The organism is Paraburkholderia susongensis (assembly GCF_900177725.1).
Taxonomy (GTDB): domain Bacteria; phylum Pseudomonadota; class Gammaproteobacteria; order Burkholderiales; family Burkholderiaceae; genus Paraburkholderia; species Paraburkholderia susongensis.
This window is the reverse complement of record NZ_FXAT01000001.1, coordinates 712,485-731,983: the sequence shown is the minus strand read 5'-3', so window position 1 is coordinate 731,983 and position 19,499 is coordinate 712,485. Positions and strand designations below refer to the sequence as shown.

At 64.3% G+C, this 19,499-nt stretch carries 14 protein-coding genes; 7 read left to right on the top strand and 7 right to left on the bottom strand.

Annotated features, from left to right (window positions below):
- The first annotated feature begins 73 nt into the window (after positions 1-73).
- From B9Z01_RS03320 to B9Z01_RS03310, 3 genes are read left to right on the top strand one after another with little or no spacing between them, the layout of a single operon-like run.
- Positions 74-1,366 (top strand): branched-chain amino acid ABC transporter permease, encoded by a 1,293-nt coding sequence (locus B9Z01_RS03320; RefSeq protein ID WP_085480811.1) that lies wholly within the window; start codon positions 74-76, stop codon positions 1,364-1,366.
- Positions 1,363-2,211: an ABC transporter ATP-binding protein gene (locus tag B9Z01_RS03315; protein WP_085480810.1), complete on the top strand. Its 849-nt coding sequence runs from the start codon at positions 1,363-1,365 to the stop codon at positions 2,209-2,211. The genes B9Z01_RS03320 and B9Z01_RS03315 overlap by 4 nt, the downstream gene beginning before the upstream one ends.
- Positions 2,208-2,930, top strand: a complete 723-nt coding sequence (locus tag B9Z01_RS03310; protein WP_085480809.1) for an ABC transporter ATP-binding protein — start codon at positions 2,208-2,210, stop codon at positions 2,928-2,930. Before B9Z01_RS03315 ends, B9Z01_RS03310 begins: the two co-directional genes overlap by 4 nt.
- Positions 2,931-3,007: 77 nt before the next feature.
- Here the strand turns inward: B9Z01_RS03310 and B9Z01_RS03305 are convergent, their stop codons facing one another.
- A complete protein-coding gene (locus B9Z01_RS03305; protein ID WP_085480808.1) occupies positions 3,008-3,547 on the bottom strand; it encodes a carboxymuconolactone decarboxylase family protein in 540 nt (179 codons plus the stop codon).
- A gap of 114 nt (positions 3,548-3,661) precedes the next feature.
- On the opposite strand from B9Z01_RS03305, the gene B9Z01_RS03300 reads away from it, so the two are divergent.
- Positions 3,662-4,660 carry a cupin domain-containing protein gene (locus B9Z01_RS03300; RefSeq protein WP_085480807.1) on the top strand — a complete coding sequence of 333 codons (999 nt, stop codon included), beginning with the start codon at positions 3,662-3,664 and terminating at the stop codon, positions 4,658-4,660.
- A gap of 305 nt (positions 4,661-4,965) precedes the next feature.
- Here B9Z01_RS03300 and B9Z01_RS03295 read toward each other — a convergent pair whose 3' ends face one another.
- Entirely contained in the window at positions 4,966-6,108 is a 1,143-nt protein-coding gene (locus tag B9Z01_RS03295) for a porin (protein WP_085480806.1), read from the bottom strand.
- Between the two features lie 624 nt (positions 6,109-6,732).
- On the opposite strand from B9Z01_RS03295, the gene B9Z01_RS03290 reads away from it, so the two are divergent.
- The 3 genes from B9Z01_RS03290 (at position 6,733) to B9Z01_RS03280 (ending at position 12,658) form a co-directional block, all read left to right on the top strand.
- Positions 6,733-7,173 carry a hypothetical protein gene (locus tag B9Z01_RS03290; protein WP_085480805.1) on the top strand — a complete coding sequence of 147 codons (441 nt, stop codon included), beginning with the start codon at positions 6,733-6,735 and terminating at the stop codon, positions 7,171-7,173.
- A 751-nt stretch (positions 7,174-7,924) separates the two neighbouring features.
- The gene (gene bamA, locus B9Z01_RS03285; RefSeq protein WP_338047354.1) at positions 7,925-10,219 is read left to right on the top strand and encodes an outer membrane protein assembly factor BamA; all 2,295 of its coding nucleotides are present in this window, start codon (positions 7,925-7,927) and stop codon (positions 10,217-10,219) included.
- Positions 10,220-10,225: 6 nt separating this feature from the next.
- The gene (locus B9Z01_RS03280; protein ID WP_085480803.1) at positions 10,226-12,658 is read left to right on the top strand and encodes an LPS-assembly protein LptD; all 2,433 of its coding nucleotides are present in this window, start codon (positions 10,226-10,228) and stop codon (positions 12,656-12,658) included.
- A gap of 64 nt (positions 12,659-12,722) precedes the next feature.
- Here the strand turns inward: B9Z01_RS03280 and iolB are convergent, their stop codons facing one another.
- From iolB to B9Z01_RS03255, 5 genes are all read right to left on the bottom strand, one after another.
- Positions 12,723-13,523 (bottom strand): 5-deoxy-glucuronate isomerase, encoded by an 801-nt coding sequence (gene iolB / locus B9Z01_RS03275; protein ID WP_085480802.1) that lies wholly within the window; start codon positions 13,521-13,523, stop codon positions 12,723-12,725.
- Positions 13,524-13,525: 2 nt separating this feature from the next.
- Complete coding sequence (iolE, locus tag B9Z01_RS03270; protein WP_085480801.1) at positions 13,526-14,467, bottom strand: myo-inosose-2 dehydratase; 942 nt, start codon at positions 14,465-14,467, stop codon at positions 13,526-13,528.
- 10 nt (positions 14,468-14,477) lie between these two features.
- Entirely contained in the window at positions 14,478-16,541 is a 2,064-nt protein-coding gene (iolD, locus tag B9Z01_RS03265; RefSeq protein WP_085480800.1) for a 3D-(3,5/4)-trihydroxycyclohexane-1,2-dione acylhydrolase (decyclizing), read from the bottom strand.
- Positions 16,538-18,589, bottom strand: coding sequence for a bifunctional 5-dehydro-2-deoxygluconokinase/5-dehydro-2-deoxyphosphogluconate aldolase (locus B9Z01_RS03260; protein WP_085480799.1), 2,052 nt, complete (start codon positions 18,587-18,589; stop codon positions 16,538-16,540). The genes iolD and B9Z01_RS03260 overlap by 4 nt, the downstream gene beginning before the upstream one ends.
- 97 nt (positions 18,590-18,686) lie before the next feature.
- Positions 18,687-19,493: an ATP-binding cassette domain-containing protein gene (locus B9Z01_RS03255; protein ID WP_085480798.1), complete on the bottom strand. Its 807-nt coding sequence runs from the start codon at positions 19,491-19,493 to the stop codon at positions 18,687-18,689.
- Between the last annotated feature and the right edge of the window lie 6 nt (positions 19,494-19,499).

The window sequence follows — 19,499 nt, the reverse complement described above, 5'->3', positions numbered from 1 at the left end:
ACCGCCTGCGCCACCGCCTGCGCCACTGCTTGCGCCACTGCCTGCGCCACCGGCCGCGCCCTCCCGCACCCGGATGCGCACGCTCGCACCATGGCTCGCGCTCATTGCGTTTCTCGCGGTGCCGCCGTTCGTGTGGCCGCAGAGCTGGTTGCTCGCATGGCTCGCGCAAAGCGCGGCGATGATCGTGTTCGCGCTCTCGTATAACCTGCTGCTCGGCGAGACCGGGCTGCTGTCGTTCGGTCATGCCGCGTATGCGGGGCTCGGCGCGCTGATCGCCGCGCAGGTGTTCAACCGGATCGGCGTGCCGCTCGTGCTGCTGCCGCTCGTCGGCGGGCTCGGCGCAGCGCTCGTGGGCGCGCTGTTCGGCTTGATCGCGACGCGGCGTTCCGGCACCGCGTTCGCGATGATTACGCTCGGCCTCGGCGAACTCGTGGTCGCGGCCGCGTGGACGCTGCCCGGCTGGTTCGGCGGCGAGGCCGGCATTGCGATCGATCGCACGAGCGGCCCGCGCTTCATCGCTCAGAGCTTCTTCGGCCTGAGCTTCGGTCCGGCGCGCGAAGCCTATGCGCTGATCGCGCTGTGGTGTCTCGCGGCGAGCGTGGCGATGTTCGCGCTGTCGCGCACGCCGTTCATGCGTCTCGCCAATGCGGTGCGCGACAATCCGGCGCGTGCGGCGGCGATCGGCTGCTACCCGCCGCGTATCCGCTATGGCGTGGTGGTGCTGTCGGCGTTTTTCGCGGGCATCGCGGGGACGATGGGGCTCGTCAATATCGAGCTGGTGTCGACGGAAAGCGTCGGCATGATGCGCTCGGGCGCGGTGCTGATCGCCACCGTGATCGGCGGGACGGGCGCGTTCTTCGGACCGGTCGCGGGCGCGCTCGTGCTGACGTTTTTCAGCGTGATCGTGGCGAGTGTCACGCGGGCCTGGCTGTTCTACCTTGGGATGTTCTTCGTCGTCGTCGTGATGGCGGCGCCCGATGGGCTCGCGGGTTTTTGCGCGCGGCACACGGCGCGCGTCGCGACGCATGGCTGGCGGCGTTGCCGTGCCGCTTACCTGTGGAGCGCGCTTGCGGCGCTGCTGTGGCTGGCGGCCATCGTGCTCGCCGTGCAGTGGGCGTATGCCGCGCGGTTCGGCGCGGACGAGGGCGCGGCGGGTGTGATCTTCGGCCTCGGCGCCAACGTGGGTATCGGCAACGGGCCGCTGCTGTCGGCGTGGAGCGCGTCACCCTTCTGGCCCGCCATCGCGCTTGCCGTGCTCGCCGCGTTGGGCACGCTGAGCACGCGCCACGCGATGCGCGCGCAGGCGCGTCTCGCAGACAACGCAGGCGACGCAAGCGCTGCGCTATCCACCGGAGACTCGCGATGATTCCCGCGCTCGCGCTCTACGGCATCGAAAAGCGTTTCGGCGCGACGCGGGTTCTGCGCGGCGTCGCTCTCGAAATCGAGCCCGGCGAGCGGCATGCGCTGATCGGCCCGAACGGCGCGGGCAAGTCCACGCTGTTCAATCTGATCGCGGGCGGCGCGCGGCCGAGCGCGGGAAGCATCCATCTGTTCGGCGCGGACATCACGCGGCTCGCGCCGGCCGCGATCGCGCGCCGTGGTCTCGCGCGCAGTTTCCAAAGCACGAGCGTGTTCGCGCGGCTCAGCGTGTTCGACAATCTGCGCTGCGCGGCGCTGCTGGCCGAGCGCGACCGTACGCGCTGGTGGCAGCGTCTGACCGGTTCGTCCACGGTCGATGCGCGTGCCGCCGAGGTGCTCGATGCGGTGGGTCTCGGCGCGCGCCGCGACGTGCAGGCCGGCACGCTCAGCTATGCGGAGCAGCGCGCGCTCGATCTCGGCATTGCGCTCGCGAGCGGCGCGCATACATTGCTGCTCGACGAGCCGACCGCGGGCATGAATCGCGCGGAAGCGGCGCACGCGATCGAACTGATTCGCGAAGCTACCGCGGGCCGCACGCTGCTGATGGTCGAGCACGATATGGATGTGGTCTTCGCCATCGCCGATCGCATTTCGGTGCTCGTGCAGGGGCGCATCATCGCGAGTGGTCCGCCGGCGGCGATTCGTGCGGACGAGGCGGTGCGTGCCGCGTATCTGGGCGAACGCTTCGACAGACGCGCTGACGCGCGGCCGGGCGAACGTGGTGGTGATGAAACACGGAGAGCGGCAGGCGAGGGAGCGAACACAGAAGCCCACAAAGGTGCCGCCAAATGAGTGCGCTGCTCGAGATCCGCGAACTGAACGCGTGGCACGGCGCGAGCCAGGCGCTGCACGGAGTCACGCTCAGCATCGAACCCGGCGAAGTGCTCGCGCTCGTCGGCCGTAACGGCTCGGGCCGTTCGACGCTCGCGCGCGCGATCATGGGTCTCGTGCGCAGCGAGGGCGTGTTGCGTTTCGCGGGCCGCTCGCTTGCCGGTCTGCGCACGTTCGAAATCGCGCGCCTCGGCCTCGGCTATGTGGCCGAACATCGCGACGTGTTCGCGGCGCTGAGCGTCCACGAAAATCTGCTGCTCGGGATTGCGCCCGCCGCACCGCGTGCGCGCGGCCACACCCCACGCTTCACGCTCGACGACGCCTACGCGCTGTTCCCCGTGCTCGCCGAGCGCAAGCGCACGCGCGCCGGTGCGCTGTCGGGCGGCGAGCAGCAGATGCTCGCGCTCGCGCGGGCACTGCTGGGCGACCCCGACCTGCTGCTGATCGACGAGCCCGGCGAGGGTCTCGCCAGCCGCGTGATGGAGCAGGTCGCCGAGTGTCTGCACGCATTGCGCGAACGCGGCGTCGCGATGCTGCTGATCGAGCAGCGCCTCGTGATCGCGCGGGAAATCGCGAGCCGCGTCGCCGTGATGGGGCATGGCGAGATCGTGTTCGACGGCGCGCTCGCGTCGTTTCTCTCGCGTGACGACGTGATGCGCGAGTGGCTGGGCGTCGGTTGATATCGGTTGAGCGGCGGTTGAACGGCGGTTGAGCGGCGGAGCACAGCCAGACGGCATTCGCCGCCTGGCTGCAGACATCATGGAGCCGCCGGGAAATCCACCTCGGTATCGTTGATGCGATTGAACGTGTTGGTGAAGGTCATCAGCGCGACGGCCAAAGAGATGTCGGCAAGCTGCGTGTCGGTATAGCCCGCCGCCCGCACCGCATCCACCGTGGACTGCGCCAGCGTCCCACGGGTTTCCACGATGACCCGAACGAAACTCACCAGTGCATCACGCTTCGCGTCGCCCGTGGATTGCCCGCTGCGGATGGCGCCCAGCACGGCTGGGGAAAGCCCCGCCATCTTGCCCAACATGTAATGGGCCGCCAGGCAATAATCACAGCCAGTCAGTTCGCTCACCAGCACTTTGATGGTTTCCAGATCCTTGCGATCCAGGCTGGCGCGCGCGAGCGTGCCATCGGCATTGAGCACGGCTGCGAGCGACTGCGGCGCCAGATGCCCCAGCGCGGCATACAGATTGGGCACGCGGCCTCCCGCAACCTTGCGGACTTGTTCGTAGACGTCGGCAGTGGCGCCCGTCGCGGATTCGATGGCGGGGATGGTGATGCGGCTCATGGTTTGCTCCTGAAGCGGTGTGAAGGAGCCTCTACTGTAGGTCTGCGGTTTGATATTTTCGAGACCATTAAATCTCAATAAAATGCTCATTAGTATCAATCCAACGGCATCCCGATGAAACCGCAAATAGATTGGCTGAGCCAGTGGCTGGCGATGATGACCGTGACTGGGCAACTGGAGATACGCTGCGCCTATGGCGCACCGTGGCGCATCGCGTACGAGCAGGCCACGGCGCGAGAAATTCCTTACCACATCGTGCTGCGCGGCAAGGCCATTGTCGAAAATGCCGAGGACGAAACCTTGCGCGAACTGCATGCGGGAGACATCGTGATGCTGCCGCACGGGTCCTCGCATGTTCTTCATGACGGCAGCGGCTTGCCCGCGCCGCTTGCGACGCTGGAGCCGGGTCTGAACCTGAGCCTCAGCACCAACACAGGCACGGGAGCGCGATTGGACATGCTGTGCGGGCGCTTTCGCATTGCCGCGCCATACGATCGCCTGGTGCGGGACTATCTGCCAGCGAGGGTGGTCGTCAGCGCAACCCGGCGGGACGGCGAGGGCGCGGATGAAGACCTGCCATCTGAACAACTGGCCGGCCTCGTGGGCCTGATGCGTGCGGAGGCGGCGGGCGCTGGTCTGGGTGGACGCGCCATGCTCAATGCCCTTTCGGCGGCGTTGTTTACTCTGGTGCTGCGCGCGGCCAGCGATGCACAACAGCCCCGCCAGGGATTGCTGGCGCTGGCGGGCCAACCCCGGCTCACGCCGGCCTTGCTGGCGATGTTCAGCGAGCCTGATCGCGACTGGCGGCTGCCGGACCTGGCCGCGCTGTGCAAGATGTCGCGCGCCACGTTCATACGTCATTTCCAGGACCATCTGGGCCGCTCCGCTTTTGAATTTCTGACGGACGTCCGCATGGGGCTGGCTGCCAATACCTTGAAGCAGTCGAGCATCCCGACAGAGGCGGTGGCCGAGTCGGTGGGTTATCAGTCCGTCGCCGCGTTCCGGCGAGCGTTTTCGGCCTGGATGGGCATGACGCCGGGGGAGTGGCGGCGCGTTTCCAGAACGGAACCGGCAGGCGGTATCACGGCGGACGCTGACCAGCCATCGGAATAGGCGGCCGCCGTCTTCGGACGATGAACGATTGACGCGCTCCGGTCTCGACGTATCGCGGGTGTTCATCACCGGAGCGAACCAGGGTAGAAGCGAAGAAGCAGCGAAGAAGCCGCGAAGCAGTAGCGCGGCGCCTCGGCCACAACCAACGGCTCGATCACGTCTCCTGGCAGCGCGTTATTGACCGCGATCTGCTCGGCGTTCGACCATCCGCCGACCAGATCGCGCGCTTTCTCATGGATCGCCGAGTAAGCGACATGCGTGACATCGCTGAGTGAACGAGGCCGCGTGCGTGGCCTGGCTGTCTCCTAGAAGCGCACGCGCAAACCAGCCGTGACGGCCACCTGAGTGTTGGTGCTCGACATCGACAAGCCATTGATGACCGCATGGATGCCGCTGTCGCCCGTATCGCTCACGTGCTGATACACGCCTTGCAGATAGACGTCAGTGCGTTTGGACAGCGCATAGGCGGTTTGCAGCGAGACCTGATTCCACTTCGGCGAAACGCCGTCGATGTGGCTGTCGGTGAACGTGTAGGCCGCAGCGAGCGAAACCGCCGGCGTGAGCTGATAACGTCCGTTCAACTCATAGTTCGAGAAGCGCGCACTATTGTTGATAAGCGAAAGTCCATTCGACGTTCCCGATGCCGACTCGCCGATGCCGTCCAGGCCGCCCAGGATAGTCTGCGTGAAGACGAGCCCGACGGTCGCGTTGGCGAACGTGTAATTTCCGCCCACGCCCCAGGTGCGTTGTGTGCTCGCGGTGAAGGTCGCGTCGTTGGTCACGGCGCCGCCCGTGTTCAGATCCGTGCCGCTGTTGTTCAACTGCAGGTATCCGGCTGCAAGATTGAAGGGGCCGAAGTCGTACGATGCGCCGACGCTGTATGCGCGATTCGTCGCGAAGTCGCCCGCGCTGTTGGAGAAGCCATACAAGCCGCCGAACTTCAGGCCGCCGTAATTGACGCTCGAGTACTTGATCGAATTGTTGATTCGAAACGAGTTGTCGAGGTTGTCGTTATCGAATGGGTGCGCCGCCTGAGTGCCGCCATAGCCCGTTCCGGTGAGAGCCAGCGGTGCAAGATAATCGACGACGGAGTCGTACTGCCGGCCTAGCGTGACCGCGCCGAATTGATCGCTCGCCAGCCCTACGAATGCTTGACGGCCGAACTCGAGACCGTTTTGACCGAGCTTGCCGTTGGCGATGCTAAAGCCGTTTTCGAGGTCGAACACGGCCTTGAGTCCGCCACCCAGATCTTCCGAGCCGCGCAAACCGAACCGGCTGCCGTTGACCGAACCGCTGCTCATCTGATAGTTGGCGCTGCCTCCCTGGTTGTTCGTATAAGTGAGGCCGGCATCGATAAGTCCGTAGAGCGTCACGCTGCTTTGCGCATGTGCGGCAGATGCGAAAGCGAATGCGCTCGCCGCTCCGAGCACCATCAATGATTTTTTCATCTGATTCTCCATCGAGCAAAAATGAAGCGGCGCATGAAGTCCCACGCATGCGAACTTTCAGGAAGTGACTCAATGCGCCGCAATGCAACGGGCTCAACCTGTATGGCGCCCGTTGAATGCGCATTAGAACTGAGAGAAGCGAAGCGGCTGTGGGGCAGCGGCAACGCCCCTATTTACGGACTGTTTCTGCGCACGCCGCCTGTAACAACGTATTGCTGGTAATTATTTGGCGTCGTCGGGAATCGCGTCTTGTCCATAAAGGATTTCCTGCTTCTTTTCCACACGAATGCAGCAGAGCACATGACTTCGGCTGTGATATGCCGAAACTCACGGAAAGATTGGAAAATATCTGCCAGTCGGAAAGCACAATATTTCGAACAACTCGTTTCGGTAATATTCGTATGGATTTCGTCGTTGAACGAACATCAATATCGACATATCGACATCTTCATTCGTGCCTGCACGTTGTTTTCCGTGCTCATGATGATCGCTGCTTCGTTCGCTTCTGAAGATCGCATCACCGTTCTGTAACGCTCCGAAATGAAGTGGAAATATGTTTCCCAGTCTTGTGGCCTAGACTTCAGTTGCTGTCACGCGGCTGTTGTTGTGACTCCGCGAAATGCAATGGTGAATAACCAGGTGTTGCTCGCGCAAGCGGACAAGACCGTAGCGGATCAGGAATGTTCCATGTATGACTTGATGACATTGGAAGTAGTGAACAAGGACGGTGGTGGTGACGCAGCGCTTTGCTTCAGAATTGCCGATCGGTCTGCCTTGCTTCGGACCGAAGACGTGGACGAACTCATCCGGCAACTGGTTCTGGTGCGCGTCAGCATGACTCCTCCGCCATCCGTCGAACCGGTAAAGACTCAGGACTATCCGCTTGAAATCGATCCTTCCTGGCATGTCGATCATTCACCGCTTCTCGGAGCTGTGCTGCTGCTTCGGCACGCTGGATCGGGCTGGACTGCTTATGCGCTGCCAGATCAAAGCGTCCAGCGCCTGGTTCAGGCGCTCAGCGCAAAGCCGCCAGTGAGTCGTGCGCCCGACGTACTGTTGAACTAGTGTCTGGTCACGCAATAACGGGCTTGCGAACGCGCCTTCGCGCCTGCATTGCGGCGGCGCCCAGCGCTCATCTCTCTTTATACTGCGAGCGCAAAGGCGCGTTCGCGTGATTTAAAAAAATGGGTTGTGGGCTTGCCTTGAATTACGCCTCCCTCATAAAAGTACTTCGTTATCCTTTTTAAAAATCGTTTTCCTGCATCGCGTGTGCATGGCGCACCCGGCGAAACACAGACGCCGTGTGCCATCACGCGTGCTCAATGCGAGTAGACGGTAAACCTGGGTAAAGAAGCGGTAACTCAACTTGCGTGGTTGATGTCTATCGTACCTACGTATCGTTCGTTTGAATTGAAAGGGGTACGGTCATGTCAAGAACGCTTATCGCAAGTTTCTACGCCATGTTGATTCGGACAGCACATCTGATGGCAGTGCAAAACGCTCAAACTGTTAGCGAACGGGATCACCGAGTAGGAAACGTTACGTTGAACCTGCATCGAACCGAATGGGCGTGTTGGCCTGACAGCAAGTACCACCTCGATCGATTTATTTCCCACGGGGAATACGCGCCACGGGCAATGATGGAAGCCCCAGCGTTCGTCGGCTATGCAGCGGTAAGCCAGAGCGTCGACTATGCAGTGAATCCGGTGGCCGGAATGCAGTTCCATGGGCATCTCATACAAAATCCCCGAAGCCGGTCGCATCGTGAGCTTCTGCATTACAAAGGAATCTGAGGATGCGCAGTCTCCGACGGAAACTGGCCTTCGAGAAGATCGCCGCAGCTACGTTCTGCGCGCTGATCGGGCCCACCGTGTATGCCGCGACGCCGTTCGTGATTCGCGACATTCGCGTCGAAGGTCTTCAGCGGATCGAGGCAGGTACGTTTTTCAACTATTTGCCGATCAAGCGCGGCGATACCTTCAACGACGAGACAGCGACGGAGATCATCCGCAAGCTCTACGCAACGGGCTTCTTCAACGACGTGAAGGTCGCCGCGGACGGTGACGTCGTGGTCGTGCAGGTCGCCGAGCGCGCCGCGATCGGCGGGGTCGATTTTGCCGGCATTCACGAGTTCGACAAGGACAACCTGACGAAGGCGCTCAATAGCGTCGGGCTCACGGCGGGCCACTATTACGACAAGGCATTGATCGACAAGGCCGAGCAGGAACTCAAGCGTCAGTATCTGACCCGTGGCTACTATGCGGCCGAAGTGACGACAACGGTTACGCCAATCGACCGCAACCGGGTCAGCATTCTGTTCTCGGTGGTCGAGGGGCCGAGCGCGAAGATCCGCCAGGTCAACTTCATCGGCAACCACGCGTTCGACGACAGCACGCTGAGAGACGAGATGCGGGAATCCACGCCGAACTGGTTCTCGTGGTACACGAAGAATGATCTGTACACGAAAGACAAGCTCACGGGCGACCTGCAGAACGTTCGCGACTTCTATCTGAATCGCGGCTACCTCGAATTCACCATCGAATCGACGCAGGTACAGCTTTCGCCCGACAAGCAGGACATGTACCTGACGATCACGGTGCATGAAGGACAGCCGTATACGGTTTCCGGCATCCGGCTCGCGGGCAACCTGCTGGATCGGGAAGCCGAGCTGAGCAAGCTCGTCACGATCAAGCCGGGCGAGCTCTTCTCCGCGGAGAAGCTGCAGGCAGTGACGAAGGCGCTCGTCGGCAAGCTCGGCCAGTATGGCTACGCGTTTGCGACGGTCAACGCCGCGCCGCAGGTCGACGAGGTGCACCACAAAGTCGACCTGACGTTGACCGTCGATCCGAGCCGCCGGGTCTACGTGCGGCGCGTGAACATCGAAGGCAATACCCGCACGCGCGACGAAGTCGTGCGCCGCGAGATGCGGCAATTCGAAAGCGCGTGGTTCGATTCGTCGCGCCTTGCACTGTCGAAAGACCGGATCAACCGGCTCGGCTACTTCACCGACGTCGACGTGACGACCGTGCCGGTGGAAGGCACGCAGGACCAGGTCGACATCAACGTCAAGGTGACGGAGAAGCCGACCGGTACGTTGTCGCTCGGCCTCGGCTACGGTTCGGGGGAAGGGCCGATCGTATCGGCGGGCATTTCGCAGGACAACGTGTTCGGGTCCGGCACATCCCTCGCGCTCAACGTGAGCACCTCGACGACCAACCGCGCGCTTTCCTTGTCACAGACCGATCCGTATTTCACGATCGACGGCATCAAGCGGATCACCGACGTCTATTACAGAACGTCGTATCCGCTGTACTACTCGGCGACGACGGACACGAGCTTTCGCGTCATCACCTTCGGCGCTGATATGAAGTTCGGCATTCCGTTTTCGGAAGCCGACACGGTCTACTTCGGGCTCGGACTCGAACAGAACCGGCTCGATGTCGATGCGACCACGCCCCAGAGCTACATCGACTACGTCAAGGACTTCGGCCGGGTGTCGAACAACCTGCCGCTCTCGATCGGCTGGTCGCGCGACAATCGCGATAGCGCTCTCGTGCCAAGCCGCGGCTACTTCATGCAGGCCAATGCCGAATACGGCACGCCGATCGAGACGACGACGTACTACAAGACCGACGTGCAAGCGCAGTACTACTACTCGTTCTCACGCGGCTTCGTTCTCGGTCTGAACTTTCAGGGCGGCTACGGCAACGGCCTCGACGGCAAGCCGTATCCGATCTTCAAGAACTACTACGCCGGCGGCATCGGCTCGGTGCGCGGGTACGAGCCGGGCTCGCTCGGTCCGCGCGACGCGACGACCGGCGATCCGATCGGCGGCTCGAAGATGGTCGTCGGCAACGTCGAACTGACATTCCCGCTGCCGGGCACGGGCTACGATCGCACGCTGCGCGTATTCACGTTCCTCGATGGCGGCAACGTCTGGGGCACCGAGGGCAACAGCACCGGGGCCAATGGCCTGCGCTACAGCTATGGCATCGGTCTCGAGTGGATTTCGCCGATCGGTCCGCTAAAGCTCGACTACGCGTTGCCGGTCGTCAGGCACGCGGGCGATCAATATCAGACGTTCCAGTTCCAGATCGGAACAGCCTTCTAGCAGCGCATGAAGCTTGCAGGCACACGGCTCGTCGCGGGCCGCGCGATCACTGCCGTGCTCAGGGCTTTCCTCGGTGACGCGGCCTGCCTGCGGCGGGGCGTACGCCGGCGTCGCTGCCGGTGCCTGATCGCGTGGACAGTCCGGCGCTCACTGGACGTGCTGCTTATCCTGCCCGTCTGGGTGCCGCTTGGCGCATCCGCACAGCTAAGCAGCGCGGCCGCGCAACCCGAACCGATCGACGGGCCGTGGAGCCTGTCGCTCGCGCCCCAGCTCGAGGAGCATCCGCTCGCGCCGGGGATGCAGGCCGCGACTTTCGGCATAGCCAGCAACGCGACCGGCACGCTCAACCAGGATCTGTCGCTGAAAGGCAGCGCCGAACTGCGCCGCGTGACGGCAGTCGTGCAGGCCGACGCGATCCACTACGACGTCGATCGCGATGTCGCCGACGCGTTCGGCCACGTGAAGCTCACACGCGACGGCAACGAGTTCATCGGGCCCGACGCGCATCTGCACGTCGACTCGAGCGAAGGCACGATGACGACGCCGACCTACCACTTCATCCTCACGGACGGGAGGGGGCACGCTGCGCGCATCGATCTGCTCGACAACCAGCGCGAAACCATCTACGACGGCACCTATTCGACCTGCCAGTGCGTCGACGACCCGACGTGGTATCTACGCGCGTCCCGGCTCGATCTCGACAATGCGGACGGTCAGGGTGTCGCGTACAACAGCGTGCTGTTCTTCGGCGGCGTGCCGATTTTCGCCTCGCCGTGGATGTCGTTTCCGCTCAACGGCGAGCGCCGCAGCGGCGTGCTGCCGCCGACGTTCTCGATCAGCTCGACCAACGGCTACGACCTCACGGTGCCGATTTACTTCAACCTCGCGCCGAACTACGACCTGACGCTCACCCCGCGTCTGATATCGAGGCGCGGCGCGATGCTCTCGGCCGACTACCGCTATCTGACGCCGACCTATTCGGGCACCCTGTCGGCCGCGTTCCTGCCCGATGACGCGCTCACGAAGACCAACCGCTATTCGATCACGTTCAAGCATCAGCAGACGCTCGGCGACGGCTTTTCCGCGTACGTGGACTACAACCGCGTATCGGACGCAAACGTGACGACCGATCTGGCGAGCACAAGCTCGATCGTCCTCGGCGGGCAGAGCCTGTTCCAGCAGGAAGCGGGGCTCAGGTACAACAGCGGTCCGTGGTCCGCCCTCGTGCGCGTGCAGAACTGGCAGTCGTTCTCGAACAGCTCGCCGCCTTATAACCGGATGCCCGAACTCAACGGGAAGTATGAGCGCTACGGCGTCGACGGCTTCGATTTCGGCGCCACCGCCGACGCGACCCGCTTCACCATTCCGACCGCGGACTCGACACAGGGCGAACGGCTGACTTTCGATCCCTATGTCAGCTATCCGATCCAGCGGCCAGGCTGGTACGTGATCCCGAAGCTGCAGTGGCATTTCGCGTCGTACGATCTGACGTCGATCAGCAGCACTGCGCCGGCAGGCCAGCCAAAGAGTTTCAACTTCAATGTGCCGACGCTGTCGCTCGATTCGGGCGCGACCTTCGAGCGCAACGTGAGCCTGTTCGGCGTCGGCTTGATCCAGACGCTCGAGCCGCGGCTCTACTACGTCTACACGCCGTACCGGAACCAGAACTATGCGCCGGTCTTCGACACCGCGCCGCTCGATTTCGGGCTGTCTGAAATATTCACGAGCAACCGGTTCGTCGGCGGCGACCGCGTGGCCGACATGAACCGCCTGACGGCGGGGCTGACCACGCGCTTCATCGACGCCGCGACCGGCGTGGAGCTCGCGCGCTTCACCCTCGCTCAGGAGTACTACTTCCGCTCGACGCAAGTGACGATGCCCGGCGATTCGCCTCCAACGGTCGGGCCGTCGAACCTCGTTGTCGGCGGCTCGCTGAACCTGGGCAACAACCTGTCGATCCAGCAAGGCTTCGCGTACAACCAGTCGAGCTCGGAGTTCACGCAGGCGACGGCGGGCTTCAGCTGGAAGCCGGCCAACGGCAAGGTCGTCAACGTGGGGTACCTGTATGCGCAAGCGAACGCGACGCTCGATGACCAGGCGGAGAACCAGGTGCTCCTCTCGGGCCAGTGGCCGCTGACCCGGCGGCTCTCCGGCGTCGGGCTGATGAACTACGACCTGGTGAGCCACCGGATTATCAGCGGCCTGCTTGGCCTGCAATACGCGGCCGACTGCTGGGCGCTGAGCCTCGCGTTCGAGAAGTACACGAACGTCAGCTCGACGACCACGCCGAGCACCGGCACGCGCGTGCTCATGCAGTTGCAGTTGAATGGCGTGAGCAAGATCGACAACGGCCTGCTGCAGCAATTCCGCGCGAACGTACCCGGGTACTCGACCGCGCCGTCTCCGTCTCCCGCATCGCCGTTCTCGAACTATCCCTAACCTGACTCATCGCGTCATACACATCGCTGCGCGGCGTTCTCGAACCGCCGCGCAGCGCGGATAGTCAGGCATTCTTATTGATGATCCACTCGTGTGCCGGGTCGTTGTGGAAATGCCAGACCCGCTGACCGCCCGCCATCACGTTCAGATAATACGAGTCATAGCCGTACGGCACGACGACCGGATGGTAGCCGCGCGGCACCATCACGACGTCGTGATCTTCGACGGCCATCGATTCGTCGATATCGCGCGTATCGGTGTAGACGCGCTGGAACGCGAAGCCTTGCGGCGGATCGAGCCGGTGATAGTAGGTTTCTTCGAGCGAACTCTCGTGAGGGATGTTGTCGGTGTCGTGCTTGTGCGGCGGATAGCTCGACGCATGGCCGCCGGGCGTTCTCACTTCGACCACCAGCAGCGCTTCCGCGGGTTCGGTCTGCGGAAGAATATCGCAGACGTAGCGCGTATTGAGCGCCTTGCCGCGCGTCGAGCGCTTCATCGACGCGGGCTCGATGAGCCGCGCCGGATACTTGCCTTTGGCCGGCGCGCTCGCCACGCCGATCTCGGCATCGCGGCATGCTCGCACCGTCGTGCGCACGTTCGGCGGCAGATACACTGCATACGGCGCGGCGTCTTCGAACACGCTGTCGCGCGAACCGAGCGAGCTCCACGAGGCGCTGGGCGTTTCGATATCGACCGCGCCCGTCAGCACGACGATGCACACCTCACGCGACGGCTCGAACACGTGTACGACTTCGCTCGCGCCGAGCCGGTACGCGGCGAATCCCACATAACGCCAGCAGGCCGACTGCGGCGTGACTCGCGCGATCGTTTGGCCTTCGCGCTGTGCCTTCACCAGTAAACTCATGCTTACTCCGCTCCCATGCAGGATCGTTGCGGCTCGGTGCCGTCGAGCGTATCGAGCGGCGCATCGACGAGCGCGCGCAACGTTTTATAGCCTTTCTGAGCATACTCGAACGACGGCGCGATCACCGGGTCCTGTTCGGCCTCGACGACGAGCCAGCCGCTATAACCATGCCGCTTCAGTTTGCCGATAATGCCCGCAAAATTCACCGCGCCGTCGCCCGGCACGGTGAACGCGCCCGCGATCACCGCGTCGAGAAAACTCCAGTTGCGATTGCGCGCGAGCTTCATCACGGCGGCCCGCACGTCCTTGCAGTGCACGTGGCACACGCGCGCGATATGCCGCTCGAGCACCGCGAGCGCATCGCCACCCGCGAACGTGATATGCCCCGCGTCGAACAGCAGGCCGACCGCGTCGCTCGTGCGCGCCATCAGCTGATCGACGTCGGCCGGCGTTTCGACGTACGCGCCCATATGATGATGGTACGCAAGCCGTACGCCGCGGCTCAACGTATAACGCGCAAATTCGTCGACACGTGCCGCGTACGCGGCCCATTGCGCGTCGCTGAAAAAACGCGGCCGCTGATAGAGCGGGCGCGGCGCGCCCTGGATCGAATCGGCGACTTCGCCATACACCATCACCGTCGCGCCGTTTTGCGCGAGCAGTTCGAGATGCGGGCCGACCGCGGCGATTTCCTCGGCGACGCCGCGTTTCGCCAATTGCCCTGAATACCAGCCGGAGACGAGCGCGAGGTCGTACTGCGCGAGCAGCGTCTTCAATGCCTGCGGCTCGCGCGGAAACTTGTTGCCGAGTTCGAAGCCCTGATAGCCGATCTGGCGGCCCTCGGTCAATGCGACCTCGAGCGGCGTTTCGCCGCCGAGCGAGGGCAAGTCGTCGTTCATCCACGAGAGCGGGTTGATGCCGATGCGTACGTCGAAAGCAGTCATACGGGCGTCCTCATTCGTGATCGTTGCGATCGCCTGGGTCCCCGCGACCCGGGCGATGCGTTGTTGCCGGTGCGGGCGGTTCCGTGCGCGCGGCGAGCTGCGCGTCGTATTTCGCGCGCGCCTCGCGCACCGCATCGCGCGTCGAGACCTCCGGCACCGCGACTTCCCACCACCAGCCGCCGTCGCCGGTGGTGCGCGCCGGATCGGTATCGATGCTGATCACGTACGTGCGATTGGCCGCGCGTGCGCGCTGCATCGCCGTTTCGAGTTCCGCGATATTGCCCACGTGCTCGGCTTCGGCGCCGAGCGCGCGCGCGTGCGCGGCGAAATCGATGCGCGGCGCGCCGCCGGGTCCTTGCATGCAGTCTTCGAGCAGATTGTTGAACGGCGCGCCGCCGCACGCCTGCTGCAAACGGTTGATGCAGCCGAAGCCGCGATTGTCGAGCACGACGACGATCAACTTCGCGCCGAGCATCACCGAGGTGGCGATCTCGCTGTTCAGCATCAGGTAGCTGCCGTCGCCGAGAATCACGATCACCTCGCGCTCGGGCCGCGCTAGCTTCACGCCGAGCCCGCCCGCGATCTCGTAGCCCATGCACGAATAGCCGTATTCGACGTGATACGCGCCCGGTTTGCCCGCGCGCCACAGCTTGTGCAATTCGGCGGGCAGGGTGCCGGCCGCGCATACGACGATGTCGTCCGTGGCCGAATGCGCGCTCGAGCGCTGCACCGCGCCGATCACGTCGCCCTCGTAGGGCAGCACGGCGTCGCGTTGCGGCGCATGTGTGAGCGTGTTCACGGTGTCGCGCCAGCTTGCCGCGAGCTTGTGCGCGCTTGCGGTCCACGTGCGCTCCGCGTGCCAGCCTTGCAACGCTTCGTCGAGCGCATCGAGCGCGAGCCGCGCATCGGCTTCGACGACGAGCGCGCGATGCTTGAGGCCGTCGAACGCGTTGGCGTTGATCGCGATCACATCGGCCTGCGTGAACAGCGTGTTCGAGCCGGTCGTGAAGTCCTGCAAGCGCGTGCCGATCGCGAGCACGCAATCGGCGTCGTGCGCGAGCGCGTTCGCGGCCGGCGAGCCCGTCACGCCGAGCGCGCCCGTGTTCAGCGGATCGTTCCACGCGAGCGCGCTTTTGCCGGCCTGGGTCTCCGCGACCGGCACGCCATGGGCGCTCGCGAAGCGCTGCAGCGCCTCGGCCGCGCGGCCGTACAGCACGCCGCCGCCCGCGACGATCAGCGGATGCTTCGCCTGCCGCAAGCGCGCGCTCGCAGCATCGATATCGTCGATCCGCGGCGCGGGCGCATGAAAGCGGATCACGCGCGGCGTAAAGAAGTCCGCCGGAAAATCCCAGGCCTGCGCCTGCACGTCCTGCGGCAACGCGAGCGTAACGGGGCCGCACAGCGCGGCGTCGGTCAGCACGCGTATCGCGCGCGGCAGCGCGCTCAGCAATTGCGCCGGATGCACGATGCGGTCGAAGTAGCGCGACAGCGGCTTGAACGCGTCGTTGGCGGAGACGCCGCCGTCGCCGGAATCTTCGAGTTGCTGCAACACCGGATCGGGCGCGCGCGACACGAAGATATCTCCGGGTAACAGCAGCACCGGCAAGCGGTTCACATGCGCGAGCGCGGCGGCGGTCAGCAGATTGGTGGCGCCCGGGCCGATCGACGTCGTGACCGCCATCATGCGGCGGCGGAAATGCGCCTTCGCATACGCGATCGCGCTGTGCGCCATCGCCTGCTCGTTATGCGCGCGCAAGGTCGGCAATGCGTCGCGATGCTGATACAGCGCTTCGCCCATGCCCGCGACGTTGCCATGACCGAAGATCGCGAATACGCCGCCGAACAGCGGCTCGACGCCGTTGCCGTCTTCGGTGGCGACGCGCTGCGCGGCGAGATAGCGCACGAGCGCCTGAGCCATCGTCAGGCGCAGCGTGGCGCCGGAGCGCGCATGCGCCTCGGTGTGCGCCTGTGTGTGCGTTTGGGAGTGCGTTTGTGCGCGCGCCCGCGCGTGCGCCTGCGTTTGCGCGGCGCCGCTCGCGGATGAAGTCTCGTCATGCATGCTGCGCTCGTTCATGCGGCCTGCTCCTGATGAACATGATCCGGCGCGCCCTGTGCGCGCGCACCGCGTGCGGCTCGCCACGCGGCGATCAGCGTTTCGAACGTCTGGCGCACGCGCGCGATCAGTTCGTCGTCGCCGATTTCTCCGGCAAGCCACGCGTGGCTCGGCTCGTGAAAGATCGTGCGGCCGACCGTAAAGCCGCGGCACGTGGCCGATTGCGCGGCGGCGCGAAAGCCCTCGCTCAACTGCTCGACGGCCGCCGACAGACCGAGCAGCACGACGCCGCGGCAGTACGGGTCGCGTTCGCCGATCAGCGTGTCGATGGCCTGCCATTGCGCGGCGTCCATCGGTTCGAGCTTCCACCACTCCGGATAGATGCCGAGGTTGTACAGGCGCTTGAGCGCGCGATACACGATGTCCGGTCCTTGCGGCAGCGCTGCGTGCTTCGGCGGAATCACTTCGAGCAGCAGTTCGTGGCCGCTTGCCTGCGTTGCGTCGTAGAGCGCGCGCAATTGCGCTTCCTGTTCGAGCCGCTGCTCGATGGGCTCATCGGGGTGGAGCTGCACGAGGCACTTAACCACGTGTTCCTGCGGCCACGCGAGCAGCGTCGTGCCGATCGAGCGGCCGTGATCGAACACGAGCGGCACGGAGCCGGGCAACTCGACCGGGCGGCCGATCCACCAGCCACGGCCTGTCGCGGCGTTGAGCGCGTCCTGCCCGTAGCGGTCGTCGATCAGCACGCCGATGCGATTCTGCAAGCCCAAAGCGGTTTCGGTTTGCGCGACGGCTTCGACGAAAAGGCGCTTGAGCGGCGCGATGCGCGCTTCGTCGGCGCCGGTCTGCTGCGCGAGTTCGAAGAACGGGTTGCGATGATCGAACGCGAAGCCGAGCACTTCATGCCACGGCTTGCGAGCCGGCGACACGCGATGCAGGCGGGCGAGCTTCTCATCGCGATCGGGGCGGCGCATCCGTTGCGGATCGGCGTGTGCTTCGCGCAGGAAGTAATCGAGCTCGGCCGGCGTCGGCATGGCCGGTGCGCAGCCGTGCCGCGAGACGACCAGCGCGCCGCTCGCGTTCGCGGCGCGCGCGCACGCGTCGAGCGGCTGATCGCGCAGCCATCCCGAGAGAAAGCCCGAGGCGAACGCATCGCCCGCGCCGAGCACGTTCAGCACCTCGACTTCGACACCGCCGTGAACCGGCGCGTCGTCGAGCGAGTCGGGCAACTTGCCGTCGATGATCTGGCAGCCGAGCGGCCCGCGCTTGAGCACGAGCGTGGCCGGTGTCACCGCGCGCACCATCGCGAGCGCGTCAATCAGTTCGCTTTTGCCGCCGGCGATGCGGAATTCTTCCTCGGTGCCGATCACCAGATCGAAGAGCGGCAGAATACGCTGCAAATGCGCGCTGACGCCTTCGCTTGCGACGAAGCGCGTCTCGCCGTCCGCCTTGCCCGTGAGTCCCCACAGCACCGGGCGATAGTCGATGTCGAGCACGGTGCGCACCTGATTGTGGCGCGCGTAGTCGAGCGCGCGCCGGCTCGTGTGGTTCACCTGTTCGGTCGAGAAGTGCGTGCCCGTAATCAGCAATGCTTTGGACGATGCGATGAACGCCTCGTCGAAATCGGTTTCATCGACCGCCATGTCCGCGCAGTTTTCGCGGTAGAAGATCAAAGGGAACGTGTCGCGGTCCTTGAGGCCGAGCAGCACGAGCGCGGTGAGCCGTTCGTGATCGATGCGCACGTGGCTCACGTCGCAGCCTTCCTTCGCGAGCGTTTCGGTCAGGAAGCGGCCCATGTGATCGTCGCCGACGCGCGCGAGCATCGCCGCATTGAGCCCGAGCCGCGCGCAGCCAAAGGCGATATTCGCCGACGAACCGCCGAGGTACTTCGCGAAGCTCGACACGTCTTCGAGCCGCGCGCCGACCTGCTGCGCGTACAGATCGACGGCGAGGCGCCCGAGGCAGACGATGTCGCGGCTGCGCCCCGGCGCGAAACGGCTGCCGCCCGCCGCGCCTGAATGCGCGTCCGAACCCGGCGTGGCCCCGCTCGATGTACTGGAATGGTCCATGAATAGTCCTGAATAGCTAGGCGCGGTCGCAAGCCACGCAGGTTGTGCAGGCGGCGCAGGCGGCGGACGATCCGCGCGCCGGGTCGACCGGATTCGATCAGATCGTCGCGCCTTCGAGTTCGCCGATCATTTTCTGCATTTCGGCGCCGCCGGCCATCATGTCGAGCACTTCGTCCTTGCTGATCGTCTCTTTCGTGAACGTGCCGAGCGAGCGGCCGCGATTGAGCAGCGTGAACGAATCGCCGATCGGATACGCGTGGTGCACGTTGTGCGTGATGAAGATCACCGAGATGCCCTTGGCGCGCGCCTTGTGAATCAGCTTCAGCACGTTGAAGCTCTGTTTCACGCCGAGCGCGGCGGTCGGTTCGTCGAGAATCAGCACGCGCGCGCCGAAGTGGATCGCGCGCGCGATCGCGAGGCATTGCCGCTCGCCGCCCGACATCGTGCCGATCGGCTGATGCGCGTCGCGCACGTTGATGCCCATTTCGGCGAGCTTCTCGCGTGCGGCCGTCGCGCAGGTTTCGAGGTCCATTATGTTCAGGAAACCGAACAGTTTCTTCTGCGGCTCGCGGCCCATGAAGAAATTGCGCGCGACGGAGAGCAGTGGCACCAGCGCGAGATCCTGATAGACGGTCGCGATGCCCAAATCGAGCGCGTCTTTCGGCGACGTGAAGTGCACGGGCTTGCCGTCCACCCGGTAGGTGCCCGCGCTCGGCTGATACACGCCCGCGAGCGTCTTGATGAGCGTCGACTTGCCCGCGCCGTTGTCGCCGAGCAGGCAATGCACTTCGCCGCGCTTGAGCCGCAGCGTGATGTCGTTGAGCGCGATGATGTTGCCGAAATAGCGGCTGACGTTTTCGAGCGACAGGATGTAGTCGTCTGCGCTCTGTTCGGGGGCGGTCATCATGAA

Bases quoted from the DNA above. Each gene is read 5' to 3' on its own strand.
- iolE (WP_085480801.1), bottom strand. From the start codon at position 14,467: ATGACTGCTTTCGACGTACGCATCGGCATCAACCCGCTCTCGTGGATG.
- B9Z01_RS03295 (WP_085480806.1), bottom strand. From the start codon at position 6,108: ATGAAAAAATCATTGATGGTGCTCGGAGCGGCGAGCGCATTCGCTTTC.
- B9Z01_RS03290 (WP_085480805.1), top strand. From the start codon at position 6,733: ATGGTGAATAACCAGGTGTTGCTCGCGCAAGCGGACAAGACCGTAGCG.
- B9Z01_RS03305 (WP_085480808.1), bottom strand. From the start codon at position 3,547: ATGAGCCGCATCACCATCCCCGCCATCGAATCCGCGACGGGCGCCACT.
- B9Z01_RS03315 (WP_085480810.1), top strand. From the start codon at position 1,363: ATGATTCCCGCGCTCGCGCTCTACGGCATCGAAAAGCGTTTCGGCGCG.
- iolD (WP_085480800.1), bottom strand. From the start codon at position 16,541: ATGAACGAGCGCAGCATGCATGACGAGACTTCATCCGCGAGCGGCGCC.
- B9Z01_RS03310 (WP_085480809.1), top strand. From the start codon at position 2,208: ATGAGTGCGCTGCTCGAGATCCGCGAACTGAACGCGTGGCACGGCGCG.
- iolB (WP_085480802.1), bottom strand. From the start codon at position 13,523: ATGAGTTTACTGGTGAAGGCACAGCGCGAAGGCCAAACGATCGCGCGA.
- B9Z01_RS03260 (WP_085480799.1), bottom strand. From the start codon at position 18,589: ATGGACCATTCCAGTACATCGAGCGGGGCCACGCCGGGTTCGGACGCG.
- B9Z01_RS03255 (WP_085480798.1), bottom strand. From the start codon at position 19,493: ATGACCGCCCCCGAACAGAGCGCAGACGACTACATCCTGTCGCTCGAA.
- B9Z01_RS03280 (WP_085480803.1), top strand. From the start codon at position 10,226: ATGAAGCTTGCAGGCACACGGCTCGTCGCGGGCCGCGCGATCACTGCC.
- B9Z01_RS03300 (WP_085480807.1), top strand. From the start codon at position 3,662: ATGAAACCGCAAATAGATTGGCTGAGCCAGTGGCTGGCGATGATGACC.
- B9Z01_RS03320 (WP_085480811.1), top strand. From the start codon at position 74: ATGCGCACGCTCGCACCATGGCTCGCGCTCATTGCGTTTCTCGCGGTG.